We start from the raw sequence: 23,889 nt of genomic DNA, 5'->3' as shown, positions 1-23,889 counted from the left end.
GCTATCATAGAAAGGAAGAGGTAGAAAAGGAGTTTGTTTATATGAATATTAGTCATTTTTCTATTAAAAGACCTGTCTTTACGATTGTTACTATGCTTTTTGTCATCATACTAGGCGGTGTATCTTTATTAAAAATACCGATTACGTTAATTCCAGAGTTAAATCCTCCTATTGGAGTGGTTGTCACCTCTTATCCTGGGGCAAGCCCGACGGAGGTAAATGAAAAGATAACGAAGCCATTAGAGGCTACACTTGCCACCTTACCTGGTATCAAAAAAATCCAGTCAACCTCACAGGAAGGCTCCAATTTAATTGTGCTTGAGTTCAACTGGTCCACAAATATGGATGTTGTCCAACTTGATATTTTACAGCGAATTGATATGACCCCATTGCCTAATGATGCTGGCAAGCCTAGTTTCCTAAAATTTGATCCGTCTCAATTTCCTATTATTCAGCTGTCTTTACGTGCGGAAAATAATCAAGTAGATGTACGTGTATTAGCAGAGCACTTAGAGAAGGAACTGCTACGGACAGAGGGTGTTGCCAGTGTGAATGTTTCTGGCAAATTGATTGATGAAATCCAAATAGAATTGGATGAAGCAAAGCTAGTTGAAAAAGGCTTGACTCAGACAGACGTGATGCAAATAGTTCAAGCGAATAATGTGTCTCTTCCTGGTGAGCCTGTTTCAACAGATGATGGCAAAATGCTAACAACACGTATAGTTAGCACATTATCTTCTCCGGAAAGCATTGCCAATTTAATTGTTTCGGTGGACCCTTTAACGGGCAAATCATTAACCATTGGTGATCTTGCAACCGTTGAGAGGACAGAACAACAATCTATTACCACAACACGAGCAAATGAGCATCCAGCTGTTCTTATGTCTGTATTACAGGAATCTGGTGCAAATACGGCAGAGGTTTCTAAGGATTTCCAGAAGGCCTTAGAGACATTACTAAAGAAAGATCAGTATAAAGGTATCACAGCAGATATTTTAATTGATCAAGGTAATTATGTGGATTTAGCGATTAGTAATATTGGCTCTTCCTTACTTTTAGGTGGATTATTTGCGATGTTCATCCTATTTGTTTTTTTACGTAGTGTAAAGAGTCCGATCATTATTGGTATTGCGATTCCTTACTCCGTTATTGTCACATTTGTTTTGATGTTTTTTGCGGATTTTTCCCTCAATATTATGACATTAGGTGCTCTGGCACTTGGAATTGGTATGCTTGTGGATAATGCCATAGTCGTTATTGAGAATATAGAAAGACATCTAGGACTAGAAAAAGACCCGATAACTGCAGCAAAGGAAGGAACAAAGGAAGTAGCCCTTGCCATTACAGCTTCCACTTTAACCACAATAGCAGTATTCATTCCTGTTATGTTCATCGAAGGATTGATTGGTCAAATATTTACAGAGTTTGCCTTAACAATCTCATTCAGCTTAATTGCATCTTTAGTAGTTGCGCTTACAGTCGTTCCGATGCTAGCAAGTCGACTTTTAAAAATGAAAAACAATAATTTTTATGTACAACGCAGTAAATCACGTTTTTATAGGCATTACAAGGCGTCAATTGTATGGGTACTAAAGCATCGAATGCTTATACTGCTTTTTACAGTGGTTTGCTTTAGTCTTTCTTTGTTTGGACTGACTAGAATAGGTACTGAATTTTTACCGCCTACAGATGAGGGGTTCACCTCTATAAGTGTCAATCTTGAAAAAGGTGTCGCTGTATCAGAAACAGAAAAGATTGTTAAGCAAATTGAGGAACGTTTAAAGCAGGAAAAGGATGTAGATGTGTATGTTAGTTTAATTGGCGGTACACAACAATCCCAAGCACGTGGACAAACTAGCGCCAACCAAGCTGAGATATATGTAAAGCTTGTCCCATTAGCAGAAAGGCAACGTTCCATTTTTAAATTTGTAGAAGAGCTAGAACAAGATATACAGGGAGAGCTTGAAGAGCAAGCTGAAATTACATTTAATGTATCGACAGCTACAGGATCGTCACCACACACCTTAACATTCCGTTTAACAGATTCCGATGAACAGAGGCTACAGCAAACTGTTAAGAAAGTGCAGCAGGAACTACTAGCGATTCAGCAAGTGACAAATGTCTCTACGGATTTAGATAATACTGTTCAAGAGATTCAAATTGAGGTTAATCGTGAAAAAGCAAAAGACTATGGTTTTGCTCCAGCACAAATCGCTCAAACTGTAAATCAAATGACAAAAGGTCAATTAACGTCCCAATTGATTACTGATGACGGTGCAGTATTACCCGTTTATACAGGTTTTGGGCAGTCATTTAATACGAGTATAGATGCTTTAAAAGCCATGCAGCTGCGTTCGCCAGCAGGATTATTTGTAAAATTAGAGGAAGTGGCTACTGTTTCTATACAAGAGGGGCCGGTATCCATTCGTCGTTCTGATCAAGCAGCAGCAGTGGCCTTTTTTGTAGATTATGAAACAAAGGAATCGTTGGGAGGAATCTCTGCAAAAGTAGATAAAGCATTAGAACAAGTTAATTTACCATCTACTACTCAAGTTGTGTTCAGTGGGGACAGAGAGCTCTATGATAGTGCAATTGATGATATGTTACTAGCTGTGATGCTAGCCATCGTGCTTGTATATATTGTGATGGCAGCTCAATTTGAGTCATTTAAATATCCGTTTGTTATCATGTTTACTGTTCCATTAATGATCATTGGTGTGGCGATAGCTATGTTCCTAACAAATACTTTAATTGGTGTAACCTCAGTTATCGGTATCCTAGTACTAGTAGGAATAGTCGTAAATAACGGTATTGTGCTGGTAGATTATATTAATCAGCAAAAGGCAATGGGCATGCCAGCTTATGAGGCAATTTTACTTGCTACCCAAGATCGGCTTCGTCCAATTTTAATGACAGCCTTAACAACTATTTTAGGGCTTTTACCACTCGCACTGGGCATTGGAGAAGGGACCGAGATGAATCAGCCAATGGGGATTGCTGTTATCGGAGGGCTTGTGACCTCAACTTTACTGACACTGTATATTGTACCGATCATTTACAGTTTAATGGATAAAGATACAAGAAAGATGCACTAGGTTCAAGGGGGAATGGGAGATGAAGGTTCATTTTTTTACAGGTTTTCCTGGTTTCATTTCGAGTCAACTAATTCGAGCATTATTTCAAAAGAAACAAGCACAACAAGTAATTACCATCGTATTGGCTGGTGAAACCATAAAGGCACATAAAGAAAAAAACAAAATATTAGAGGATTTTCCTGACTGTTCGATTCGAATTGTGGAAGGCGATATTACACTACCAAACCTTGGATTAGAAAATCAAATCATCAAAGAAATTGTACCGAAAATTGAAGTGCTTTGGCATTTAGCTGCTATCTATGATTTAGCTGTACCACGTGATATTGCCTGGAAGGTAAATGTTCATGGTACAACAATGGTTAATGATTTTGTTCGCACCTTACCAAATATACAGCGCTATATGTATTTCAGCACTGCCTATGTGGCTGGTACACGTGAGGGCATACTGCGTGAAAATGAATTAATTCGACCAAGAGCATTTAAAAACCACTATGAGGAAACAAAATATGAGGCTGAGCACCGAGTAGAAGATTTAAAATCGGAAATACCATTGACAATAATTAGACCTGGAATTGTTCGTGGTCATTCCCAAACTGGTGAAACCATTAAATTTGATGGTCCTTATTTCTTCTTAAACTTAGTTGAACGTTTAAAGGGTTTACCTTTTATTCCGTACATTGGTCAAACTTCATCGACAATTAATGTAGTGCCAGTTGATTATATTATAAATGCTTCTACTTTTCTGGTTAGTGAACAGAGTGCAGAAGGGAAGACACTTCATTTAACTGATCCTAATCCTCACCCTGTACAGGAGGTATACCGTACAATGGTGAAACTAGTTACAAATTCTTATCCAAAAGGACGTTTACCATTTACATTGGCTAAGCTTTCATTGCAGATTCCATTTATTCGAAAAAAATTAGGTGTCGAACAAGAAACATTAGATTATTTAACATGGAATGCCTCATTTGATACGACTGAAGCATATCATATCTTACAAAAAGGTGGTATTACATGTCCTGATTTTATACAGACGATGCCAAAAATGATTGAGTTTTATTTAGCACATAAGGAAGAGAAGAGCTATCAAATTCAGATTAAGTAACGAAAAAAACATATAGATATTTTTGTCAGTTGTAAATGATAGTGCTATAATATTTGAAAGAAGATACCTTCGACAATTTGTCAAAGGGGAGTAGCTAACAGGTAATTAACTTTCCCTGGTTTCACATTCGTCAAGACATGGTACAACCATCGGGTGTGATAGTGAATGGCTCTATACGTATGACGTGTAGATTGAAGTACCATAAATAGAAAGGGTACGAATTTACTTAGCGAGACCTTTGCCTGAATTAGGGCAGGGGTTTTTTTCTTTTATACTTGAATGACAGGGTCATTGAGGGTATAGAGAGCTTAGAGGAGGCACTAGAATGGAAGCGATTTTACTACAATATGGCTGGGTGTTAATTGTCCTTGTTGTATTAGAGGGATTACTAGCAGCTGATAACGCGGTAGTAATGGCTGTTATGGTGAAGCATTTACCACAAGAGCAGCAAAAAAAGGCGTTATTTTATGGACTATTTGGAGCATTGATATTCCGATTCTCCGCATTATTTGTTATTACAGTTTTAGTAAATTATTGGCAAATACAAGCGGTCGGTGCAGCTTATCTATTATTTATGTCTGCGAAAAATATATATGATTTACGAAAACATAAAGATGAAGAAGAAGCAGCAACCGAAAATGGTGGAAAAAAGGGTTCTGGTTTCTGGTTAACAGTACTAAAAGTAGAGGCTGCCGATATAGCATTTGCTATTGATTCGATGCTAGCAGCCGTTGCAATTGCTGTAACTTTGCCACACTTAGGTGAATTTGATATTGGTGGCATCAATGGCGGTCAGTTCATTGTGATGCTCCTTGGCGGATTTATTGGTGTCATTATGATGCGGTTTGCGGCCCAATGGTTTGTAAAAATATTAAATGATTACCCTTCACTTGAAACAGCGGCATTTCTAATCGTTGGCTGGGTAGGTGTGAAGTTAGTTGTCTTAACATTGGCACATGAGAAGGTGGGAATATTGCCTAAAGAATTTCCACATTCCACGGCATGGGAGTTAACATTCTGGATTGTCCTAGTAGGTATTGCTTTTGTCGGCTATTTAGTCGGTGTAAGAAAGAAAAAATAAGTAGATGAACGTTGGAGGAATAGTTATCACTATTCCTCTTTCTTTTTTTATGTATTTTTTCTATACTATAATCTATCTAGTTGGGCATCATATGTGGGAGGAGTTGTTAAAGTGCCTTGGAAAAAATCATCAAATAAACTAGTCACACCATTTCAGGTACTTGTTTCTTATTATTTTATAGCAATAGCGATTTCCTTCCTGTTATTACGGCTTCCAGGCGTTCATCAAGAAGGTGTAAAAGTCTCTTTTTTAGATAGCTTGTTTACAGCAGTAAGTGCAGTAAGTGTTACTGGGTTAACAACCATTAATATTTCGGAAACCTATACTACCTTTGGGCTTGTAATGATTCTTGTTATTTTACAGTTAGGCGCCATTGGTATTATGTCACTTGGTACCTTTGTGTGGCTGCTTGTTGGGAAAAAAATAGGCATGCGTGAGCGACAGTTAATCATGATTGATCATAACCAGTACAGTGTCTCTGGTGTTGTTAAATTAATCCGCGAAATTTTAAAAATTTTATTTGGCATTGAATTAACGGGTACCATTATTTTAACGCTACATTTTACCAATTATTTTGATACATTAGAAGAAGCCTTTTTACATGGAATTTTTGCCTCTATTTCTGCTACGACAAATGGAGGATTCGATATAACGGGAATGAGCTTACTGCCATTCCATGATGATTATTTTGTACAGATGGTTACCATGGTACTGATTGTATTAGGTGCTATCGGATTTCCGGTATTAATTGAATTGAAGACTTTTTTGCTTAATCGACGCGAGAATTTCCGTTTTAGTTTATTTACTAAAATCACTACTTCAACATACGCTATTTTATTTATAGTTGGTGCACTTGTCATTTTACTCCTTGAATCATTCCATTCTTTTAAGGAAATGTCTTGGCATGAGGCATTATTTTCAGCAATGTTCCATTCTGTATCAACGAGATCAGCTGGACTGACTACTTACGATGTCACGACTTTTAGTGAAGCTACAGATATATTCATGAGCTTCCTGATGTTCATTGGCTCTTCCCCAAGCTCAGTTGGTGGAGGTATTCGCACCACAACTTTTGCCTTGGCCATTTTATTCTTAATTACCTTTGCTAGAGGAAGAGAGGATATCCAAGTATTTGGACGAGAAATTCATTTGATTGATGTCTTCCGATCATTTGTCGTAATTTTATTAGCCTTTTTCATGGTATTAGTTGCAACCCTTATCTTGCTTATAACAGAGCCACACGCATCTCTTATTCAAATCATTTTTGAAATTACTTCAGCGTTCGGTACATGTGGTATGTCGTTAGGCATAACATCTGATTTATCAGTGGTTGGTAAAATCATTATCATTATTTTAATGTTTATTGGTCGAGTTGGATTAATATCATTCCTTTATACTCTTGGGGGTGGCGGAAGAGGAAAGAAATCAGGCTTCCACTATCCGAAGGAACGAGTAATTATTGGTTAAATTTTTAAAGTATGTGAGGCATTAAGTAAGGAGTAATTCCATCGTAAACCTCATATAAAAGTAAAAAATATTATCTTGTCATAAAATATTCAAAAAATTTAAACTTTTATTTCCTGATTAGATAGATTGTTTTTTGGGCATTTTTTACAAAGTTTTATCAATCTTTATTTAAGGAATTTGACCTATATTGGTAAGGCTGGCTATGAGTACTTAACTAACCGAACAATGAAGCGCAGAAGGAATAAATTTAGCAGTCTTTATTGTTACTATGAGGATTTAAGAATCGTTTAAGTAATAAAAAAAGCTAGTCCTGATAGTTATGACAGGACTAGCGTTTCTTATTAGTTAGAGTAGATTGTTGCAAAGTAAGGTGCTTGACCATGTCGGAAATAGGTTAACAGATAGCCATTTTTTTGTACAATTTTGCCATTTGCAAACTCTTGGTAATCAAGAGCATGAGGGATAATCAAGGTATGCTTAAACAACTCTTTTTCAGTTAACTTAAAGTTAGCAAATTCCTCGCCTGCGATAGCTGGATCTTCTCGTAAAGCGTGATAAAGGGCTTTTTGTTGCTCTTCTGTAGGACGCTCATTCCACCATAGCTTCCGTGGTTGGAACTGCTGAGCCATTAAGTAATCAAGCTGCATTAAACTCTGGACAATGTTTAAATTCACATCATCAATCGTTTCTAAAAACATTAATAAACGACGGAATAAATCCTCTAGCTGATGACCAATACGAGACCAACCTTTTGTTTCCCAATATGTTCCGAAGTTTTGGAAGAAATCAAATGGTGTATCAAAGACCTCTGTAACCAAGTATTCAATCGTATGATCCATACGGTGATCATTCCAATACTTTTCAAGAACATCCTCTGCATGCTTAATACGGACGATATCATCAAATGTTAGAACATTATTTGAAAAGATTTCGTAAGGAGATAGATCCACATAGGTATAGCCAAACTTCTCGGCTTCTAATCGAAGTCCTGTGCCGCGTAAAAGTTTCAAAAATCCAAGCTGTAATTCCTCTGGCCGCATTGCAAAGACATCATTAAATGTTTGACGAAAACTAGCGTAATCTTCCTCTGGTAAACCTGCAATTAAATCTAAATGTTGATCTATTTTTCCGCCATCTTTCACCATAGTAACTGTTCGCTTTAGTTTTTCAAAGTTTTGACGACGTTTTACAAGAGTATTTGTTAAATCGTTCGTAGATTGAACACCTATTTCGAATCGGAACAAACCTTTCGGTGCATTATCATTTAAGAATTGAATGACTTCAGGGCGCATTATATCAGCCGTGATTTCAAACTGGAATACAACACCTGGTTTGTGTTCATCAATTAAAAATTGGAACATTTCCATTGCGTAGCTACGACTGATGTTGAAGGTGCGATCCACAAATTTAATTGTTCGAGCTCCGTTATCCATTAAGAAACGAATATCCTCTTTTATTTTTTCACGGTTAAAGTATCGGACGCCAACTTCAATAGAAGATAAACAAAATTGGCAGCTAAATGGGCAGCCTCGGCTTGTTTCGATATATTGAATTCGCTTACCTAGATAGGGCAGATCCTCCTCAAAACGAAAAGGACTTGGTAATTCGCGCAAATCAATTTTAGGTGGCATAGCGTGAATCTTGACTTTCTCGTCCTCTAAATAACAAATACCAGGAACATCTTCTAACAATATTTCACCGTGGAAATAGCGCAGTAATTGTTTAAATGAAGTTTCTCCTTCACCCATCACAATGAAGTCTACCTCAGGTATTCGACGTAACCAATGGTGACAATCATAAGAAACCTCAGGTCCCCCGAGCAGAATTTTAACATTTGGACAGACAGTTTTTAACATCTTGATAACGTGAATTGTTTCTTCGATGTTCCAGATATAGCAACTAAATCCAACGATATCAGGTTTTTTTTGGAATAAATCTGATACAATATTAAAAGCAGGGTCTTTAATAGTATACTCTGCTATAATTGGATTAAACTCCGGTAAAGCTGCGCCTTTTAAATAGCGCAATGCTAAATTTGTGTGAATATACTTTGCATTCAAAGTAGTTAAAATAGTATTCATGCAATAATCTTCCTTTCAACATCCTATTGTATCAGTCAAGTATCTGACATACAATATAATTCTTTTTACCTATTTATTTTGTGAACGGTTCGTGAAATAATTTAAAATACTTAAATTTACTAAATTTTGTAATAATAGAATCGTGCTGTCATAAAGTATAGTAAAGGCTCAAAATTCGATTTTAGAGGTTTTTTACTCTTTTGAAAGGTTCGGTGAGAAAGTTGAAGCAAAATGATATTAATCAATGTTTTGGAAATCTTATGAAAAGTACTTCGTCACCAACACTTATACTCAATAAAGCAGGGAAAATTTTAAACGTCAATGAGGCTGCTATCAATCTTTTCAATCTTAATTTAACCTATATTGGCTATTTAGCTATGGACGAGCCATCTAATTTTAAATGGACTAAGTTCGTCAAACAGTTACAAAATGATTTACGTTCAGAGGAAATTTTCAATATTCGCACAGTTGGAAATGACTACGAAATGTTATCTTTCAAATGCTTTTACGATCCTAATACAGAGGAAATTGTTGCGCAAATTTCAACATTAAATGATGATGTTGCCCATAAATTATATGTTAGCCAAGCACATGAGAGAGCGCAATCTTTTAATGCCTACGATTACTTACCTTATGCTGTTATTGTTAGTGACGCTAGTGGTATTATTCTTGGGCTAAATAAATATGCGGAAATGTTTCTGAAAGTTGAAAATTCGCAGCTTCTTCATAAAGCGCATCAGCATATATTTGATTCATTTACATTGAAAAAGGGGCAAATTACAACCTACCTTTCTAAGTTAATGGGTGAAAAACATGCAAGCATTCATGTAGTCGATGAAACACAAGTAAGCAGAACTTGCTATTATGAAATTTCAAGTATTTTTGATGAATACAATAATATTATTGTCACTGTGATTAATGATGAAACAGAGAAAAAGCAACTTCAACATAAAGTTGAGCATCAGCAAGCATTAAACGTTGTGGGACAGATGGCAGCGAGTATTGCACATGAAATTCGTAACCCATTAACTTCTTTAAAGGGTTTTACTGAATTACTAAAATTAAATGCTGATGATGAATCACGCATGTATCTCTCTGTTATTGACAGTGAGCTTCAACGGATGGAACAAATCTTATCCGAATTATTAGTATTGTCTAAGCCAACAACGATGAAAGTGGAATTATTAGAACTGGATCATATTGTAAAGCAAGTCATTGAGTTTATGCTACCAGATGCACTCATGAAAAATATTATGATTCAGTATATTTCAACCTCTAATCAAGTCTATATTGGCGGCAACGAGAATCGACTAAAGCAAGTGCTGATGAATTTAATTAAAAATGCAATGGAATCCATGAATAATGGTGGTACGATTACCGTCGAAATGGCAACAAATGACTGTGCGATTGTCGAACTTATGATAAAAGATGAAGGTGTTGGCATGGACAGCACGACACTTCAAAACCTATTCCAGCCTTTTTACACGACAAAATCAACAGGGACAGGACTGGGCCTTGCTTTCGTGAAAAAGGTGATTGAAGAACATGAAGGAGTAATTGGCGTTAGTAGTGAACTACAGAAGGGGACATGCTTCCATCTGCAGTTTCCAATTTACACATTCAATCAGATGGATACAATGGAAGTATCCACAAAAGATTCTGCTTATTTAGTAACATAAAGAAAGTAAAAATGGTTGCATAATGAACAACAAAACCTTCTAAATCATATATTGCTTTTGACAATGCTTTTCTAATGTCGCTATAATGTCATGTATAAAGAGCGAAGTGAGAGGAAAAGAATATGCCGTCAGAAGATCTAAAACAATCTTTAAAATTATATATTGTATTATCACGTGCACTAAAAGCAATTAATGAAACAACACATCAATTATTTCAGGATAATGGTTTAAACCCAACTGAATTTGCTGTTCTAGAACTTCTCTATCATAAAGGAAGACAGCCATTACAGCAAATTGGCAATAAAATTTTGTTAGCCAGTGGGTCTATTACGTATGTCATTGATAAGCTAGAGAAGAGAGGTTACTTATTACGAGTATCTTGTCCTGCTGATCGTCGTGTTACGTATGCAGAAATCACCCCTGAAGGTGAAGCTTTTATGGGAGAGCTGTTCCCAAAACACGAACAGCATTTGCATGAATTAATGAGTGTACTATCCCCAGAAGAAAAAGAGCAAGCTATTACGTTATTGAAGAAAATTGGCCTTTCTATCAAAGACCTATCTTATTAAAAAAGTTGTCTCATTGATTTGAGACAACTTTTTTGTGATCAAATAGAAGGACGATAGACTATGTCTATCGTCCTTAGCATTTTATTATTTTTTAGATATAGTTGCTGCCATATTAAGCATAGCATCTGTTAAATCTTGTTCATCATTATCATGAATAGTTAATTTTGTAATGAGACCATCTTTCTCAAGGACAACCCCAATTACTTTCTCAGTGTCGAAGTCCACAACATAACCCTCGATATTTTGAACATCTTTAAATGCTGCTAATTCCTCAGCAGTTAGAGCTACTGTTTCACCCACTGCGTTCATATAATCTTGCATAGTTGTTTTTACTTCTTCAAAGCTCGATTGTGAAGCTTCAATTGTTTCAATACGCATAAACACTTCGTCATCATCATTGGACACTAACATGTCTTTACCAGGCTCTTCTTGTGTCAGTGTAAAACCAGGAAGCTGTTGTAGTTTATAGCTTTGATCAACACTTGCTGATTCAGTTGCCTTTTCAGTTTTATCTACACCATTTTGGACGTATTTTACATCTTGTTGAGGCTGTTTAGAAGCATCCTCTGTATTTGTATCATTTGATGCAGGTGTATCTTCTTCTTCCTCATTTGATTCACCTGCTGTATCATCTCCAGATGGTTTTTGATCGGCAGCAGTATTTGATGGCTCATTTTGTTGAGCATCTGAATCCCCTGTTTTATCAGATGTATTACAACCTACAACTAATACGGCTGTTAGTAATAATGCAAGAATTGAAACTAATTTTTTTTGCATAAAAAACCCTCCTTTTCTAAATTAAACGTTAGTAAAGATAAAATGTTTCCAAATATTAATGTTATGATGTTAACGGCAACACTAAAAATAATAATAGTACAAAAACGACATGAGCTACAATAACAAGTGGCATACTTTTACGCCATTCATATAAGAAGCCCCAAATAATGCTTGTTACCAATGCAGCAATGACACCAAGCATAAATCCGCTAAGGGCAATTGATACAGCACATAATACTGCGGTAACTATGACAGCCAGCGGTGGGCGCATAAAACGTTTTAACTGTTGTTGGATATAACCACGCCAAAATAATTCTTCACCTATGGCAACGATAAATACTAGTAAAACATAGTGCCAAATATTTTGTGGTCCGTAGCTTGCTAAAAATTTTTGAACGGATTGTACTAAGTTATTATTAATATATGGAGCGAGCCAGTAACCAAAGCGAATAATACCATATGTGATGGTACCGTATCCAATACCAAAGAGTAAAAATTGCCATGTAGGTAATTGATCTTCAATGGAACCAGCTAAGATGGCAATGGCAATACATACTAGTAGAGTGAATGCATACATGTACCAAAATACAGCTTGGTTAGCAAAGGTAAAAGCAAGCATACCATAAACGAATAATAAAGAAAGGAGAAATAGTATTGTTTGTTTCGAATTTGTTAGCATATTCGACCTCCATACCTTAATCTTATCAAAAAAATAGTCCCTTATCATCTATTAAGACAAATAGGGACTATTCAGACTATTAAGCTTCATTAGTATATAAAATTTTATATCGTTTATGATTGACGACCGTTTTTTCTTCAATTTCAAGGGAATCAAAATTCTCCATATATGTTAAGTTAACGATCACCGAATTTTCATTTACCTTTTCTACAATACCTTGGAGACCATTTTTAAACTCGATAATATTTCCAACTTCAGCTATTTTCACAGACAGTCAGCTCCTTCATCGACTAATAATATACAGTTTGCATGAAAAATTGGTAAACGTAAAGCTTTTTTTAAATAATTCATAATTTATTACACAAATGAGGCAAAGAGAGGAATAAAGTTCATGGAAAAATACGAAAATATGCTTAAACAATTACAAAATGGGGAAAGAGAAAGTATTGAAATTCAAAAGGAAGAATTTTACGAATTTCGTGAAATTCTTGTAAAACACCCATTATTTAAACATTATAGAGGTGAGGCCAAGCAAAATGGGCGAATTATCTATACTTATACTGAAACACCTAGAAGTTAATTTGTCGAACATTGTCGTAAGTTAATGCTGTAAGAAATGAAATATAAATGTATAATAATGGTATGATTATTTGTGTGTGGAGGGTTGTATGAATGGTCAATCTACTCTTGAAACAAATGGAACAAACTCGTGAGATGATGATTCGCTCAGGTGTAGAAAACGGGTTACAAAATGCAAAAACCATTCAACTGAGTCGCAGATTAGATCAGTTAATGAATACTTATTATAGACAGATGGCATTTGAAGAAGAAAAAGATCACGAAGACTAAAAAAGATTGTTCCAGTATTCAGAGTAAAAAACATTTTAACATATATGTTTAAAATGCATTTCAATGGGGAATAACTTACTATGAACACAGCAACATTCTCATTTCCCCCTTTAGAGCAGTGATCCCCCAATCACTTGCTCTCTTTTTTTTGCTTATTCGGTATATATGCCCTACATATAAATTTTAGTACAAGAGTTGTGGGAAGAGTTTGAATTATTTCATTCCTTCACCTAAACTGAAAAGATATAGAGTTGGACTCTCACGGAGAGTACAGAAATTCTAGAACAAAGGAGCATGTACATATGACAAAGAAACGTATTGCATTTATTGGAACTGGAGTAATGGGTGCTAGTATTATTAAGCATTTACTAAAAAATGGTCATGAAGTAACCGTCTATACTCGTACGCAAGAAAAAGCAGAGCCTCTTGTTGCCTTAGGGGCGTCATGGGCAAGCTCACCTGCTGAAGCATTTAAAAATCATGAAATTGCCTTTACAATGGTTGGCTATCCTTCAGATGTAGAGGAAGTATATTTTGGGGAAAATGGCCTCTTCCAAACAGCAGAACAAGGCAATATTGTCATTGATATGACGACTTCAGAGCCATCTTTAGCAAAGAAAATTTATATGTATGCTCAATCCATCGGTGTAGAGGCTTTAGACGCCCCTGTTTCAGGTGGGGATATTGGTGCTCAAAATGGCACTTTGTCTATCATGATTGGTGGCGATCAGGTCACATACGACAAGGTATTGCCAATTATGAAGCAATTTGGAGAAAATATAATTTATCAGGGTGAAGCAGGAGCTGGGCAGCATGCAAAGATGTGCAATCAAATTGTTATTGCCTCTGGTATGATTGGCGTGTGTGAATCACTAGCTTATGGACTAAAGGCAGGATTAGATTTACCTACCGTTTTACAATCGATCTCTTCAGGTGCAGCAGGTTCATGGTCTTTAAGCAATTTAGCCCCACGTATGATAAAAGAAGATTTTGCACCAGGCTTTTATATTAAACATTTTGTAAAGGATATGAAAATAGCTTTAGACGAGTCAAACAAAATGGGCATAACATTACCAGGACTTGCATTAGCCTATGAAATGTATGAGAAATTAATCGCAGCAGGCTATGGTGATAATGGTACACAAGCACTCTTAAAGTATTATAAATAATTCGCGATGGGATTCTGAATAGGAAACCTGAAGGCTCCTTAAATGGGAGACCTTCAGGTTTTTTTGTTTTACTCTTTACCGAAAAGTTGAGAATCCAGTGAGAAGCTGGATGCGCCTGCGAGAGTAAAGTAAAGAGCTATTGCACCTAAAGCTAAATCTAATTCATAACCAGCCAATCCATCTGCCCCGATAAAGCCGATGCTAAGTTTTGCTGTAAAGATCGCCACAATCATTGTAATGGTTAATAAAGCACCAAATATTCTTGTTGCTAAACCTAAAATAATTGCAATTCCACCAACTAATTCAATAATTGCCACGATATACGCCATAAATCCTGGTATACCTAGGCTATCAAAGAAGTCAGCTGTATAGCTAATGCCACCTTGAAATTTTTGAAAACCATGCACTGCAAAAATAACGCCTAGAACGATACGTAAAATTGTTGAACCAATATTTTGCATAATAAAGTAACTCCTTATCTTTTTTTGCTTACAATTAGTAACTTAGTTTATTTTTAAAAACAACTTTTGTCAAGTAACTTAATGTGTTTTTAGAACAAGTTTTTTTAAAAAGTGATATACTCTTAAATAGGAACTAATATACAAAGGGGGGAAGTCATTTGGATCAAAAAAATATTTGTCCGCGATTTGAAAAAGCACTCATGATATTAAATCATCGTTGGAATACGCTACTTATTTATCAGCTATTAGATGGTCCGCAAAGGTATTCGGCCATTAAAAATCAGTTGAATATTAGTAGTCGTGTATTAACAGAACGTTTAAAGGAGTTAGAGACTGAGCAAATAGTGCTACGTACAGTAATTCCATCAACACCAGTTGTCATTGAGTATGAACTAACGGAAAAGGGTTATGCTATTGCACCTGTGCTAAAAGCGATTGAGCAATGGTCCTCTGAATGGGTAACCATAGATATAGAATGATAAAAAGGTATTCAAGCGAGGGGCTTGAATACCTTTTTTGGTTTTACACAGAAAATAAGCGTTCAATTATCGACCATTTGGCAGTTATTTTTCAGTGAATTTACTGTTATATTGTAAATAATATTAATTTTCTTTAAAAAAAGGTATTTTTTATTTCAGAGAGAAATTAATTGTTTATTATAGAGAATGGAGAGGAGGGTTTTATGAAGAAGAGTACAGCTATAGACGTACAACATCGAAGTCAATTAGCCATTTATTTATCATTACCGATACTTTCATGGGCATTTTATGATTTTGCGAATACAATTTTTTCTTCAAATATAAATACAATATTTTTTCCCTTTTACATGGATGAGGTTTTAGGAACAAATGAAGTCATGCAACAAGTTGCGAGCACCTTTATATCTTATGCAAATGCCATTGCAAGCTTGTTGCTCGTTATCTTTTCACCCCTTTTCGGTGTGTGGATTGATAACACAGGTTATAAAAAGAGATTTATTGTATGGTTTGCATCCATATCTATTCTATTTACATTTATGATGGGAATATTTGCTAATGTACAAACCACTGTCAATTACTCTGGTGTGCCTCTTAGTTTATTTTTGGTAGTTGCAAGTTTTGTCATAGCAAAATTTTTCTTTAATTCAAGTTTAGTATTTTACGATTCTATGATGGGTGATCTAGGGACAAAAGAAGAGATGCCACTCATTTCAGGGTATGGTGTTGCAATCGGGTATCTTGGTACACTTTTTGGATTACTTGTTTACTTGTATGTTGGTAACAGCGATTTTCATCGAGCGTTTATCCCAACAGCCATTCTGTATCTACTCTTTTCATTGCCATTATTCTTAATTAATAAAGATACACCGATCCCAAAGTCCCAACGAAAGTCCTTAAAGTTTTTAGATGGTTATAAAGAAATCATTCAAACATTTAAAGATATGAAGCAATATAAAGCAATCTTTACCTTTATGATTGCTTATTTCTTTCTAAATGATGCCATTGCTACAACGATTGCTATGATGGCTGTTTATGCGACAACGATTGTTGGCTTTAGTTCTGGACAATTTATCGTACTTTATTTGGTCTCTACTGTCTCAACAATCATTGGGTCACTTGCCTTTGGGTATATTACGAAATCAATAGGCGCTAAACGTGCCATTACAATTGTTGCACTTATTATGATTGTTGCTCTGGTATTCGCTGTTTTTGCTTCAGCACAATGGATGTTCTGGCTTGCTGGTAGTCTATTTGGTATATCACTTGGCTCAATGTGGGTGACATCTCGGACATATATTATTGAATTATCACCGAACGAAAAACGTGGACAATTTTTTGGGTTGTTTGCTTTTTCAGGTAAAGTATCCTCCATTATTGGTCCAGCTATATATGGAACTGTTACATTATGGATGAAGGATTATGGTACTATTGCTAGTCGTGTAGCATTATCAACGTTGATCGTTATGACTGTCGTTGGTCTATTGGTACATCTAAAAGTTAATGATAAAAATGGAAATAGCAAGTAGGAGAAATGTATTGCCTATGATACAATTGAATTATAAACAGATGTAGAGAAAGGAGCGGGGTTGCATTGGAACATAAAGGAATATTATTAGAAAGTGGCACAAATGAGCTAGAGATTGTTGAATTTGAAGTAGCAAACAATAAGTTTGGCATCAATGTTATTAAAGTAAAAGAAATTATTCAACCGATCCCAGTAACGTTTATCCCACACGCGCACCCGCATGTAGAAGGAATCATTCAATTACGAGGTGAGGTACTACCTGTTGTAGATATGCTACGAGTATTAGGAATTCAAGGTGCTGAGCGTAATCCACAACAAAAATATATTGTCGCAGAATTTAATAAACAACGTGTCGTTTTCCATGTAGATAATGTAACACAAATTCATCGTATTTCTTGGAATCAAATCGAAAAGCCTTCAGATATGTATCAAGGGGGTACATCACAAGTAATTGGTGTGATTAAACAGAATGAGCAAATGATTCTATTACTAGATTTCGAAAGAATTATGGTGGATATCAATCCTGCATCAGGAATTAGTGTGGAATCTGTTAAAAAGCTCGGTAAACGTGAGCGATCTGGAAAGCGAATTTTAATTGCAGAAGATTCACCGTTATTACGTAAATTACTGTTTGATACTATGAGTGAAGCTGGTTATGACAATGTTGAATTCTTTGAAAATGGCCGCGATGCTTATGAATACTTAGAGGGAATTGCAAAGAGTGGTAGTGACATAGCAGAGCATATTCAATTGGTGGTAACGGATATTGAAATGCCACAAATGGATGGCCATCATTTAACACGAAAAATCAAAGAGCATCCCGATCTTCAAAAGCTTCCTGTTATCATTTTTTCAAGTCTAATTACAGATGACCTTCGTCATAAAGGTGATCAAGTAGGGGCTGAGGATCAAATAAGTAAGCCAGAAATTGCAGAGCTCATTTTACGTGTTGACCAACTTATTCTGTAATCACCATGGCTTACATGATACTTCTCAATTTTAATAATGGTATCCTGCAAGTATAAATAAATGAAAGTAAAGTCGGATGCCTTAATTAAGAGGGTCCGATTTTTTTGTATATGTCCAAATATTATGAACAAAATAAATGGTAGATGCTTGAAGGATGTGATTATTTGAATGAATTAAAAACAGCTATTATTGATATCGGCTCCAATACTATACGATTAGTATTATATCAATATGATAATGAAGAGGGACTTCGTGAGCTTGGAAATATTAAGACGGTAGCACGTTTGCGTACATATTTACAGCCCTCAGGAGAGATGTCTGATGAAGGTATTCAAGTGTTATCAGAAACTTTATTAACATTTAAAGCCATGCTTGAGGATTTTGAAGTAACAGATGTAAAAGCTGCTGCTACTGCGGCTATTCGACAAGCCACTAATCGAGACAAAATTATAGAGGAAATGAAAGAACGGACTGGTATCCAAATAGAGCTTTTATCAGAAGAGGAAGAGGCCTATTTTGGCTACGTTGCTGTTGCCTACTCCATGGGTACGAAATCGGCCGTAACAATCGATATCGGTGGTGGTAGTACCGAAATTACGCTGTTTGAAAATAAAGAAATTCAGCAATCACATAGTTTCCCTTTTGGGACAGTTTCTTTAAAGCAACGTTTTGTAAAAGGTGACATTATCAATAGTAGTGAGAAAAAAGAGCTTCTTGCCTTTGTCAAAGAGCAGTTCCAAACACTCCCTTGGATAAAAAATATTGCTCTACCTATTATCGCAATTGGTGGTAGTGCGCGGAATATTGCTCAAATACATCAACAAAAGCATGATTACCCTATTGCCAGCGTACATGGTTATGAAATGACAAAGGAAAATTTGGATGATTTAAGCTTATTTTTAGGGCAATTAAGCTTTCAGGAATTGAAACAATTGGATGGTCTCTCATCTGACCGCGCAGATATCATTGTTCCTGCATTAGAGGTATTTAGAGTGTTGATGGAGGTAGTTGGTAGTGAGACCTTCCAACTGACAAAGCGAGGGTTACGTGAGGGACTCATTATTCAACGGATTTTGCAAACAGATACACAGGCGTTTGATAAATATAATGTATTTGAAGGAAATGCTAGAAGATTAGCACGTCAGTATGGTCGGAGTGAAGTGGAAGTAGATTATTTAATGCATTTAGCAGACCAACTGTATCGTGAATGTTGTCATTTAGGCTACTTGCAATATCATCCAGAAGATTTGCATTTATTAGCAAAAGCGGCGAAGGTTTTTAATATAGGAGAGTATATCGAATTAAGCTCTTCAAGCCAACATACTTTTTATTTAATTGCGAATCAATCCATTGATGGTTTAAATCATTTAGAACGAGTAAAACTAGCACTTCTTGCCTCCTATAAAAATAAAGATTATTTCGAACGATTTGCTGCTCCATTTGCTACATGGATGAGTCGGGAGGAACATCGTAAAATAAGAGATTTCGGAGCGTTATTAAAATTTGTCTATGCATTAAATGTTTCAAAACGCAATATAGTACATGCTATTGAAATGCACACCGAAGAAGATCATGTTCAGCTTAATATTTATGTAAAAAAGAATGCTGCGGCTGAAAAGTATCAAGCCAATCGACATAGAAAGCATTTAGAACGTGCATTAAAAATCCCAATGAAGATCAATTTTATTGAAGAAGGGTGGAACAATGGATGACAACTGAAGTAACGAAAAACGAGCTACATGGGGAAGAGTTCTCCGAAAACTACAATCTATTGTTAGAGGAAATTGCAAAGCCTCAATATTATAATAATCGTGAATTAAGCTGGCTTGCCTTTAATGAACGCGTGCTAGAGGAAGCAGAGGATATTAATAATCCTCTGCTCGAGCGTTTAAAATTTTTAGCTATATTTAGTTCCAATCTAGATGAATTTTTTATGGTTCGTGTTGCAGGCTTACAGGACCAGGTACGTGCTGGTTTTCATAAGCCCGAAAACAAATCTGGCTTAACGCCGAAGGAACAGTTGGCCAAAATAGCAGAACGCACACAAGCATTAGTGCGTCGACAAACTGAGGTGTATAGACATTTAATCTATGATTTACTACCTCAACATAATGTACATATTGCGGACATGAAAGATTTAAATAGCAAGCAAAAATCATTTATCAATGAAATGTTTGCAGAAACTATCTTCCCTGTTTTAACCCCTGTTGCAGTGGATGCATATCGTCCTTTCCCAACTTTGCTTGGTAAAACTTTGAATTTACTAGTGCTGTTAGAGCAGGATGAGTCAGATCTTGAAAGTCGTGAAAAAGTGGCGATTGTCCAAGTTCCATCTGTGTTAGATCGCTATATAAAAGTACCGTCCGAAGAAGGTAAGACAGTTGTAGTTTTATTGGAGGATGTGATAGTAGCGCATATTGAAAAGCTGTTTTATGGCTATAGCGTAAAATCAGCACAAGCCTTCCGCTTAACAAGAAATGCAGATTTAACTATCCATGAAGAAGGGGCTCGAGATCTTCTCGTGGAGATCGAAAAAGAGCTGAAAAAGCGAAAGTGGGGAGTAGGAAGCCGTTTAGAAGTTCGAGTTGGAGAAATGAACGAGGAAGTGCTGCAATACTTACTAGATGAATTCGAAATAGAAGAATCGGATGTATTCCATATTGATGGTCCTTTGGATTTAACGTTTATGTTCTCTTTTGTGAAAGGTATTTCAGTAGGTCGTGAGCATTTAGAATATGAAAGCTTTATCCCACAGCCACCTTTAGATTTACAGTCTGACGAAAATATTTTTGAAAAAGCACTTCAACAGGATATATTTTTCCATCATCCATATGAATCTTTTGCCCCTATTGTTGATTTTATTTCTGAGGCCGCTGTCAACCCAAATGTGTTGGCTATAAAACAGACATTATATCGAGTAAGCGGGAATTCACCGATTATTCAAGCGTTAAAGCTTGCCGCTGAAAACGGTAAACAAGTAACGGTATTAGTGGAGCTAAAGGCTCGCTTCGATGAAGAAAACAATGTGCACTGGGCAAAACAATTAGAACAAGCAGGTTGTCTTGTAATCTATGGGATGAATAATTTAAAAACGCACTCAAAAATCACGCTAGTCGTTAGTCGTCGTAACGGCAAAATTGAACGTTTTGTCCATTTGGGTACAGGAAATTATAATGATGCTACTGCAAAAATTTATACGGATATGGGCATAATAACGACAGATAAAGAGTTTGGCATTGATGCGACAAATTTCTTTAACTACTTAAGTGGCTATACAGAAAAGCCTACCTTTAATCATTTAGTCGTTGCACCATTTGATATACGCGATGAGTTTATTCGGTTAATGGATGAGGAAATTGCCTGTCATAAAAAATATGGAAATGGTTTTATTCGTGCAAAAATGAATTCATTGACAGACAAAGATTTAATGATGAAGCTTTATGAGGCATCGATTGCGGGTGTAAAGGTCGAGCTTATTATTCGTGGTATATGCTGTATTAGACCAGGAATCCCAGGTATTAGTGAGAACATTACCGTAACAAGTATTGTTGGTCGTTTCCTTGAACATTCTCGTATTTATTGGTTCCATCATAATGGGGAAAATAAAGTATATTTATCCTCTGCAGATATGATGACACGCAATATGATTAAACGTGTAGAAATTTTATTCCCTGTATATGCAAGTGAAGCAAAAACTCGTATTATTGACATAATGAATGCACAATTAATGGATACTGCCAAAGCCCGTATTCAAGACTCTAATGGTAAGTATCATTATAAAGAGTTTGATCGTAGCGAAGATCCATTAAATAGCCAGGAAATTTTCTTGAAGGATGCATTAAAGCCTACGCTTGACGAAGAATAGAGCAAACACGCTACTTAGTGAGGGATAGAATGAAAAAATGTAGAGAAAATGTAGCGCCATTTGCAGAATATCAACAGCTCATGCAACTGAATCCATTTGATGCAATCATTTGTTTGAGACAAGTTGATAAGACAGTGTTTGAGGTCGTTGAATTTAATGAAAAGCTATCGTCAATGATTGAGCTGCAGGATATAACAGCCAAAAACGCTGAGAACTTTTTTACTAAGCAATGCTGGCTGCAATTGTCGGGATTTCTAATTGAAGAAATCAATAAACAGCATACTCTAAAATTAGGTAACGGTCTTCAAGAGAAAACATTTATGCTTCATGTTCAGCACTTTTCTGAATCAATAGTTGCCATTATTCTTCGAGCAACATCATTTGAAGAAAATCCCTATTTACAGTTCATTGAACAACATATAAGTCCAGTGTTAACGACAGATTTACAAGGTCGAATAATTCATCAAAATATTGCTGCTACTGCTACACTATCGAGAGAGCAGCACAGTCTAATTGGACTAGATATTTTTTCATTACTCGAAAGTAAATATCTCAATGAGTTTAAACTATTATTTACCAAAACAATCGAAGGTTCAGCGTTTGGCATGCCTAAATGCTTATTGAAAGGTGATTTACTAAGCAAAGAGCCCTTTTATTTAAGAACGCATCCAACCTATTATAATGGTGAAGTTGTGGGTGTCCACCTATTTGTTAAAGATGCTAATTCATTTATGAATGATCATGAAGCATTCTATTACCTAGCACTAATGGATGAATTAACAGGTATTTGGAATCGAAAAGCTTTTAAGGAGCATTGGCTACAGCATTTAAATGATAAAAAGCAAGGGCATAAGCAAGCCGCTCTTATTTTAGTTGACATTGACCGTTTTAAAAAGTTTAATGAATCCCTTGGCGAGAGCAAGGGAGATGATTTAATGCGTATGTTTAGTCATAGGTTACGGGAGCTTTGCTATTCAAAGTGTTCGCTATATCGATATAATAGTGATGAGTTTATTTTTGTGCTAAAAGATGCAACCATCCAAAAAATTGAACGAACTGCAAACTTGATTATGGACGTATTAAAACAGCCATTTATGATAGATGGACAGGAATATTTTATTAGCGTATCGATTGGGATTTCACTTAGCCCAGCAGATGGTAAAGATATCGAGACACTTGTACGGAAAGCAGATAAAGCTTTATTTTCTGTTAAAGAACATGGTCGTTCACATTATCGCTACTACCGTGAAGATATGACGGCCATTTTTCCAAACGAAGCATTAATGGAGGCACATTTACGTCGAGCAATTGAATTTAATGAGCTAAGTCTCCATCTACAACCGCAAATGGATTTAGCAAATAATAGCATCAATAGCTTTGAAGCATTATTACGATGGAATAACCGTAAATTTGGTTTTGTATCACCAGCACAATTTATTCCTATTGCGGAAGCCTCAGGGTTGATTATTGAAATCGGTGATTGGATTATTGATGAGGTATGTCGTTACCAAAAAGAATGGCAATCAAAAGGATATCGTCCTGTGCGGATTGCAGTCAATATATCCCCAAAACAGTTTAGAAAAGAAAATTTTGCCCGAAAAATTAAAACAGCTTTAAAGAAATATGGTGTACCGCCTGAATTATTAGAAGTAGAAATTACCGAAAGTTCCATGACAAATGTACATGAAACATTTTCGATTCTTACAGAACTGAAGCAATTAGGTGTTTATGTGTCTGTGGATGACTTTGGGACAGGCTATTCCTCATTAAGTTATCTCAAGCGTTATCCGATTGATATTATTAAAATTGATCAGTCATTTATTGCAGATATAGCAAAGGATGACAAAAATGAAGCCATCATAAAAGCCATTATTTCGATGTCTCATAATTTAGGATTAGAGGTCATTGCTGAGGGAATTGAAGAACCAATACAAGTTGATTTTCTCAAACGCCATCGTTGTCAAAAAGGGCAAGGCTATTTGTATAATAAACCATTACCAGTTGAAACGATTGTACAACAATATTTTGTAAGCTAGAAA

The 23,889-nt window shown here is 35.9% G+C and carries 20 protein-coding genes; 15 read left to right on the top strand and 5 right to left on the bottom strand.

Translation table 11 applies throughout. The features are described 5' to 3' along the window. The first annotated feature begins 41 nt into the window (after window positions 1-41). From AC1RFD_RS13395 to AC1RFD_RS13380, 4 genes are all read left to right on the top strand, one after another. The gene (locus AC1RFD_RS13395; protein WP_054549803.1) at window positions 42-3,095 is read left to right on the top strand and encodes an efflux RND transporter permease subunit; all 3,054 of its coding nucleotides are present in this window, start codon (window positions 42-44) and stop codon (window positions 3,093-3,095) included. Window positions 3,096-3,114: 19 nt separating this feature from the next. Beyond that, entirely contained in the window at window positions 3,115-4,200 is a 1,086-nt protein-coding gene (locus AC1RFD_RS13390) for an SDR family oxidoreductase (protein ID WP_054549804.1), read from the top strand. A gap of 325 nt (window positions 4,201-4,525) precedes the next feature. Further along, window positions 4,526-5,281 (top strand): TerC family protein, encoded by a 756-nt coding sequence (locus AC1RFD_RS13385; protein ID WP_054549805.1) that lies wholly within the window; start codon window positions 4,526-4,528, stop codon window positions 5,279-5,281. 111 nt (window positions 5,282-5,392) lie between these two features. After that, window positions 5,393-6,748, top strand: coding sequence for a TrkH family potassium uptake protein (locus AC1RFD_RS13380; protein ID WP_054549806.1), 1,356 nt, complete (start codon window positions 5,393-5,395; stop codon window positions 6,746-6,748). Between the two features lie 341 nt (window positions 6,749-7,089). Here the strand turns inward: AC1RFD_RS13380 and AC1RFD_RS13375 are convergent, their stop codons facing one another. Beyond that, window positions 7,090-8,829 carry a B12-binding domain-containing radical SAM protein gene (locus tag AC1RFD_RS13375; RefSeq protein WP_048391998.1) on the bottom strand — a complete coding sequence of 580 codons (1,740 nt, stop codon included), beginning with the start codon at window positions 8,827-8,829 and terminating at the stop codon, window positions 7,090-7,092. 260 nt (window positions 8,830-9,089) lie between these two features. Here AC1RFD_RS13375 and AC1RFD_RS13370 point away from each other — a divergent pair, with 260 nt between their 5' ends. Continuing rightward, window positions 9,090-10,508 (top strand): PAS domain-containing sensor histidine kinase, encoded by a 1,419-nt coding sequence (locus AC1RFD_RS13370; protein WP_231595608.1) that lies wholly within the window; start codon window positions 9,090-9,092, stop codon window positions 10,506-10,508. 122 nt (window positions 10,509-10,630) lie between these two features. Then, complete coding sequence (locus AC1RFD_RS13365) at window positions 10,631-11,077, top strand: MarR family winged helix-turn-helix transcriptional regulator (protein WP_004224579.1); 447 nt, start codon at window positions 10,631-10,633, stop codon at window positions 11,075-11,077. Window positions 11,078-11,161: 84 nt separating this feature from the next. Here the strand turns inward: AC1RFD_RS13365 and AC1RFD_RS13360 are convergent, their stop codons facing one another. The 3 genes from AC1RFD_RS13360 to AC1RFD_RS13350 form a co-directional block, all read right to left on the bottom strand. Continuing rightward, window positions 11,162-11,854, bottom strand: coding sequence for a DUF8580 domain-containing lipoprotein (locus AC1RFD_RS13360; protein WP_048391996.1), 693 nt, complete (start codon window positions 11,852-11,854; stop codon window positions 11,162-11,164). Between the two features lie 61 nt (window positions 11,855-11,915). Further along, complete coding sequence (locus AC1RFD_RS13355; RefSeq protein ID WP_004224581.1) at window positions 11,916-12,533, bottom strand: CPBP family intramembrane glutamic endopeptidase; 618 nt, start codon at window positions 12,531-12,533, stop codon at window positions 11,916-11,918. A 79-nt stretch (window positions 12,534-12,612) separates the two neighbouring features. Further along, window positions 12,613-12,801, bottom strand: coding sequence for a YkvS family protein (locus tag AC1RFD_RS13350; protein ID WP_004224583.1), 189 nt, complete (start codon window positions 12,799-12,801; stop codon window positions 12,613-12,615). 123 nt (window positions 12,802-12,924) lie between these two features. Between AC1RFD_RS13350 and ykzS the strand changes: the two genes are divergently transcribed. The 3 genes from ykzS (at window position 12,925) to AC1RFD_RS13335 (ending at window position 14,551) form a co-directional block, all read left to right on the top strand. Continuing rightward, a complete protein-coding gene (gene ykzS, locus AC1RFD_RS13345; RefSeq protein WP_048391995.1) occupies window positions 12,925-13,113 on the top strand; it encodes a protein YkzS in 189 nt (62 codons plus the stop codon). A 92-nt stretch (window positions 13,114-13,205) separates the two neighbouring features. Next, window positions 13,206-13,382 (top strand): aspartyl-phosphate phosphatase Spo0E family protein, encoded by a 177-nt coding sequence (locus tag AC1RFD_RS13340; protein WP_492474974.1) that lies wholly within the window; start codon window positions 13,206-13,208, stop codon window positions 13,380-13,382. Window positions 13,383-13,684: 302 nt separating this feature from the next. Then, on the top strand, window positions 13,685-14,551 hold the full coding sequence (locus AC1RFD_RS13335; RefSeq protein WP_048391994.1) for an NAD(P)-dependent oxidoreductase: 867 nt from the start codon (window positions 13,685-13,687) through the stop codon (window positions 14,549-14,551). Between the two features lie 68 nt (window positions 14,552-14,619). On the opposite strand, the gene AC1RFD_RS13330 is transcribed toward AC1RFD_RS13335, so the two are convergent. Next, on the bottom strand, window positions 14,620-15,012 hold the full coding sequence (locus AC1RFD_RS13330; RefSeq protein ID WP_048391993.1) for a DoxX family protein: 393 nt from the start codon (window positions 15,010-15,012) through the stop codon (window positions 14,620-14,622). A 158-nt stretch (window positions 15,013-15,170) separates the two neighbouring features. Here AC1RFD_RS13330 and AC1RFD_RS13325 point away from each other — a divergent pair, with 158 nt between their 5' ends. The 6 genes from AC1RFD_RS13325 to AC1RFD_RS13300 all read left to right on the top strand — a co-directional run bounded on the left by AC1RFD_RS13325 (window position 15,171) and on the right by AC1RFD_RS13300 (window position 23,886). Further along, window positions 15,171-15,491 carry a winged helix-turn-helix transcriptional regulator gene (locus tag AC1RFD_RS13325; protein WP_054549807.1) on the top strand — a complete coding sequence of 107 codons (321 nt, stop codon included), beginning with the start codon at window positions 15,171-15,173 and terminating at the stop codon, window positions 15,489-15,491. Window positions 15,492-15,694: 203 nt separating this feature from the next. Next, window positions 15,695-17,017 carry an MFS transporter gene (locus AC1RFD_RS13320; protein ID WP_054549808.1) on the top strand — a complete coding sequence of 441 codons (1,323 nt, stop codon included), beginning with the start codon at window positions 15,695-15,697 and terminating at the stop codon, window positions 17,015-17,017. 65 nt (window positions 17,018-17,082) lie between these two features. Then, a complete protein-coding gene (locus AC1RFD_RS13315; protein ID WP_048391990.1) occupies window positions 17,083-17,985 on the top strand; it encodes a chemotaxis protein in 903 nt (300 codons plus the stop codon). A 164-nt stretch (window positions 17,986-18,149) separates the two neighbouring features. Beyond that, entirely contained in the window at window positions 18,150-19,697 is a 1,548-nt protein-coding gene (locus AC1RFD_RS13310) for a Ppx/GppA family phosphatase (RefSeq protein WP_288581802.1), read from the top strand. Next, window positions 19,694-21,850 carry an RNA degradosome polyphosphate kinase gene (locus AC1RFD_RS13305; protein WP_048391988.1) on the top strand — a complete coding sequence of 719 codons (2,157 nt, stop codon included), beginning with the start codon at window positions 19,694-19,696 and terminating at the stop codon, window positions 21,848-21,850. Before AC1RFD_RS13310 ends, AC1RFD_RS13305 begins: the two co-directional genes overlap by 4 nt. 29 nt (window positions 21,851-21,879) lie before the next feature. Continuing rightward, entirely contained in the window at window positions 21,880-23,886 is a 2,007-nt protein-coding gene (locus AC1RFD_RS13300) for a GGDEF and EAL domain-containing protein (protein ID WP_054549809.1), read from the top strand. Window positions 23,887-23,889: the final 3 nt, after the last annotated feature.

Source organism: Lysinibacillus sp. GW823-FHT02G10, from assembly GCF_058797135.1.
The sequence above is the reverse complement of the archived record's forward strand: the minus strand, read 5'-3'. Positions and strand labels throughout refer to the sequence as shown.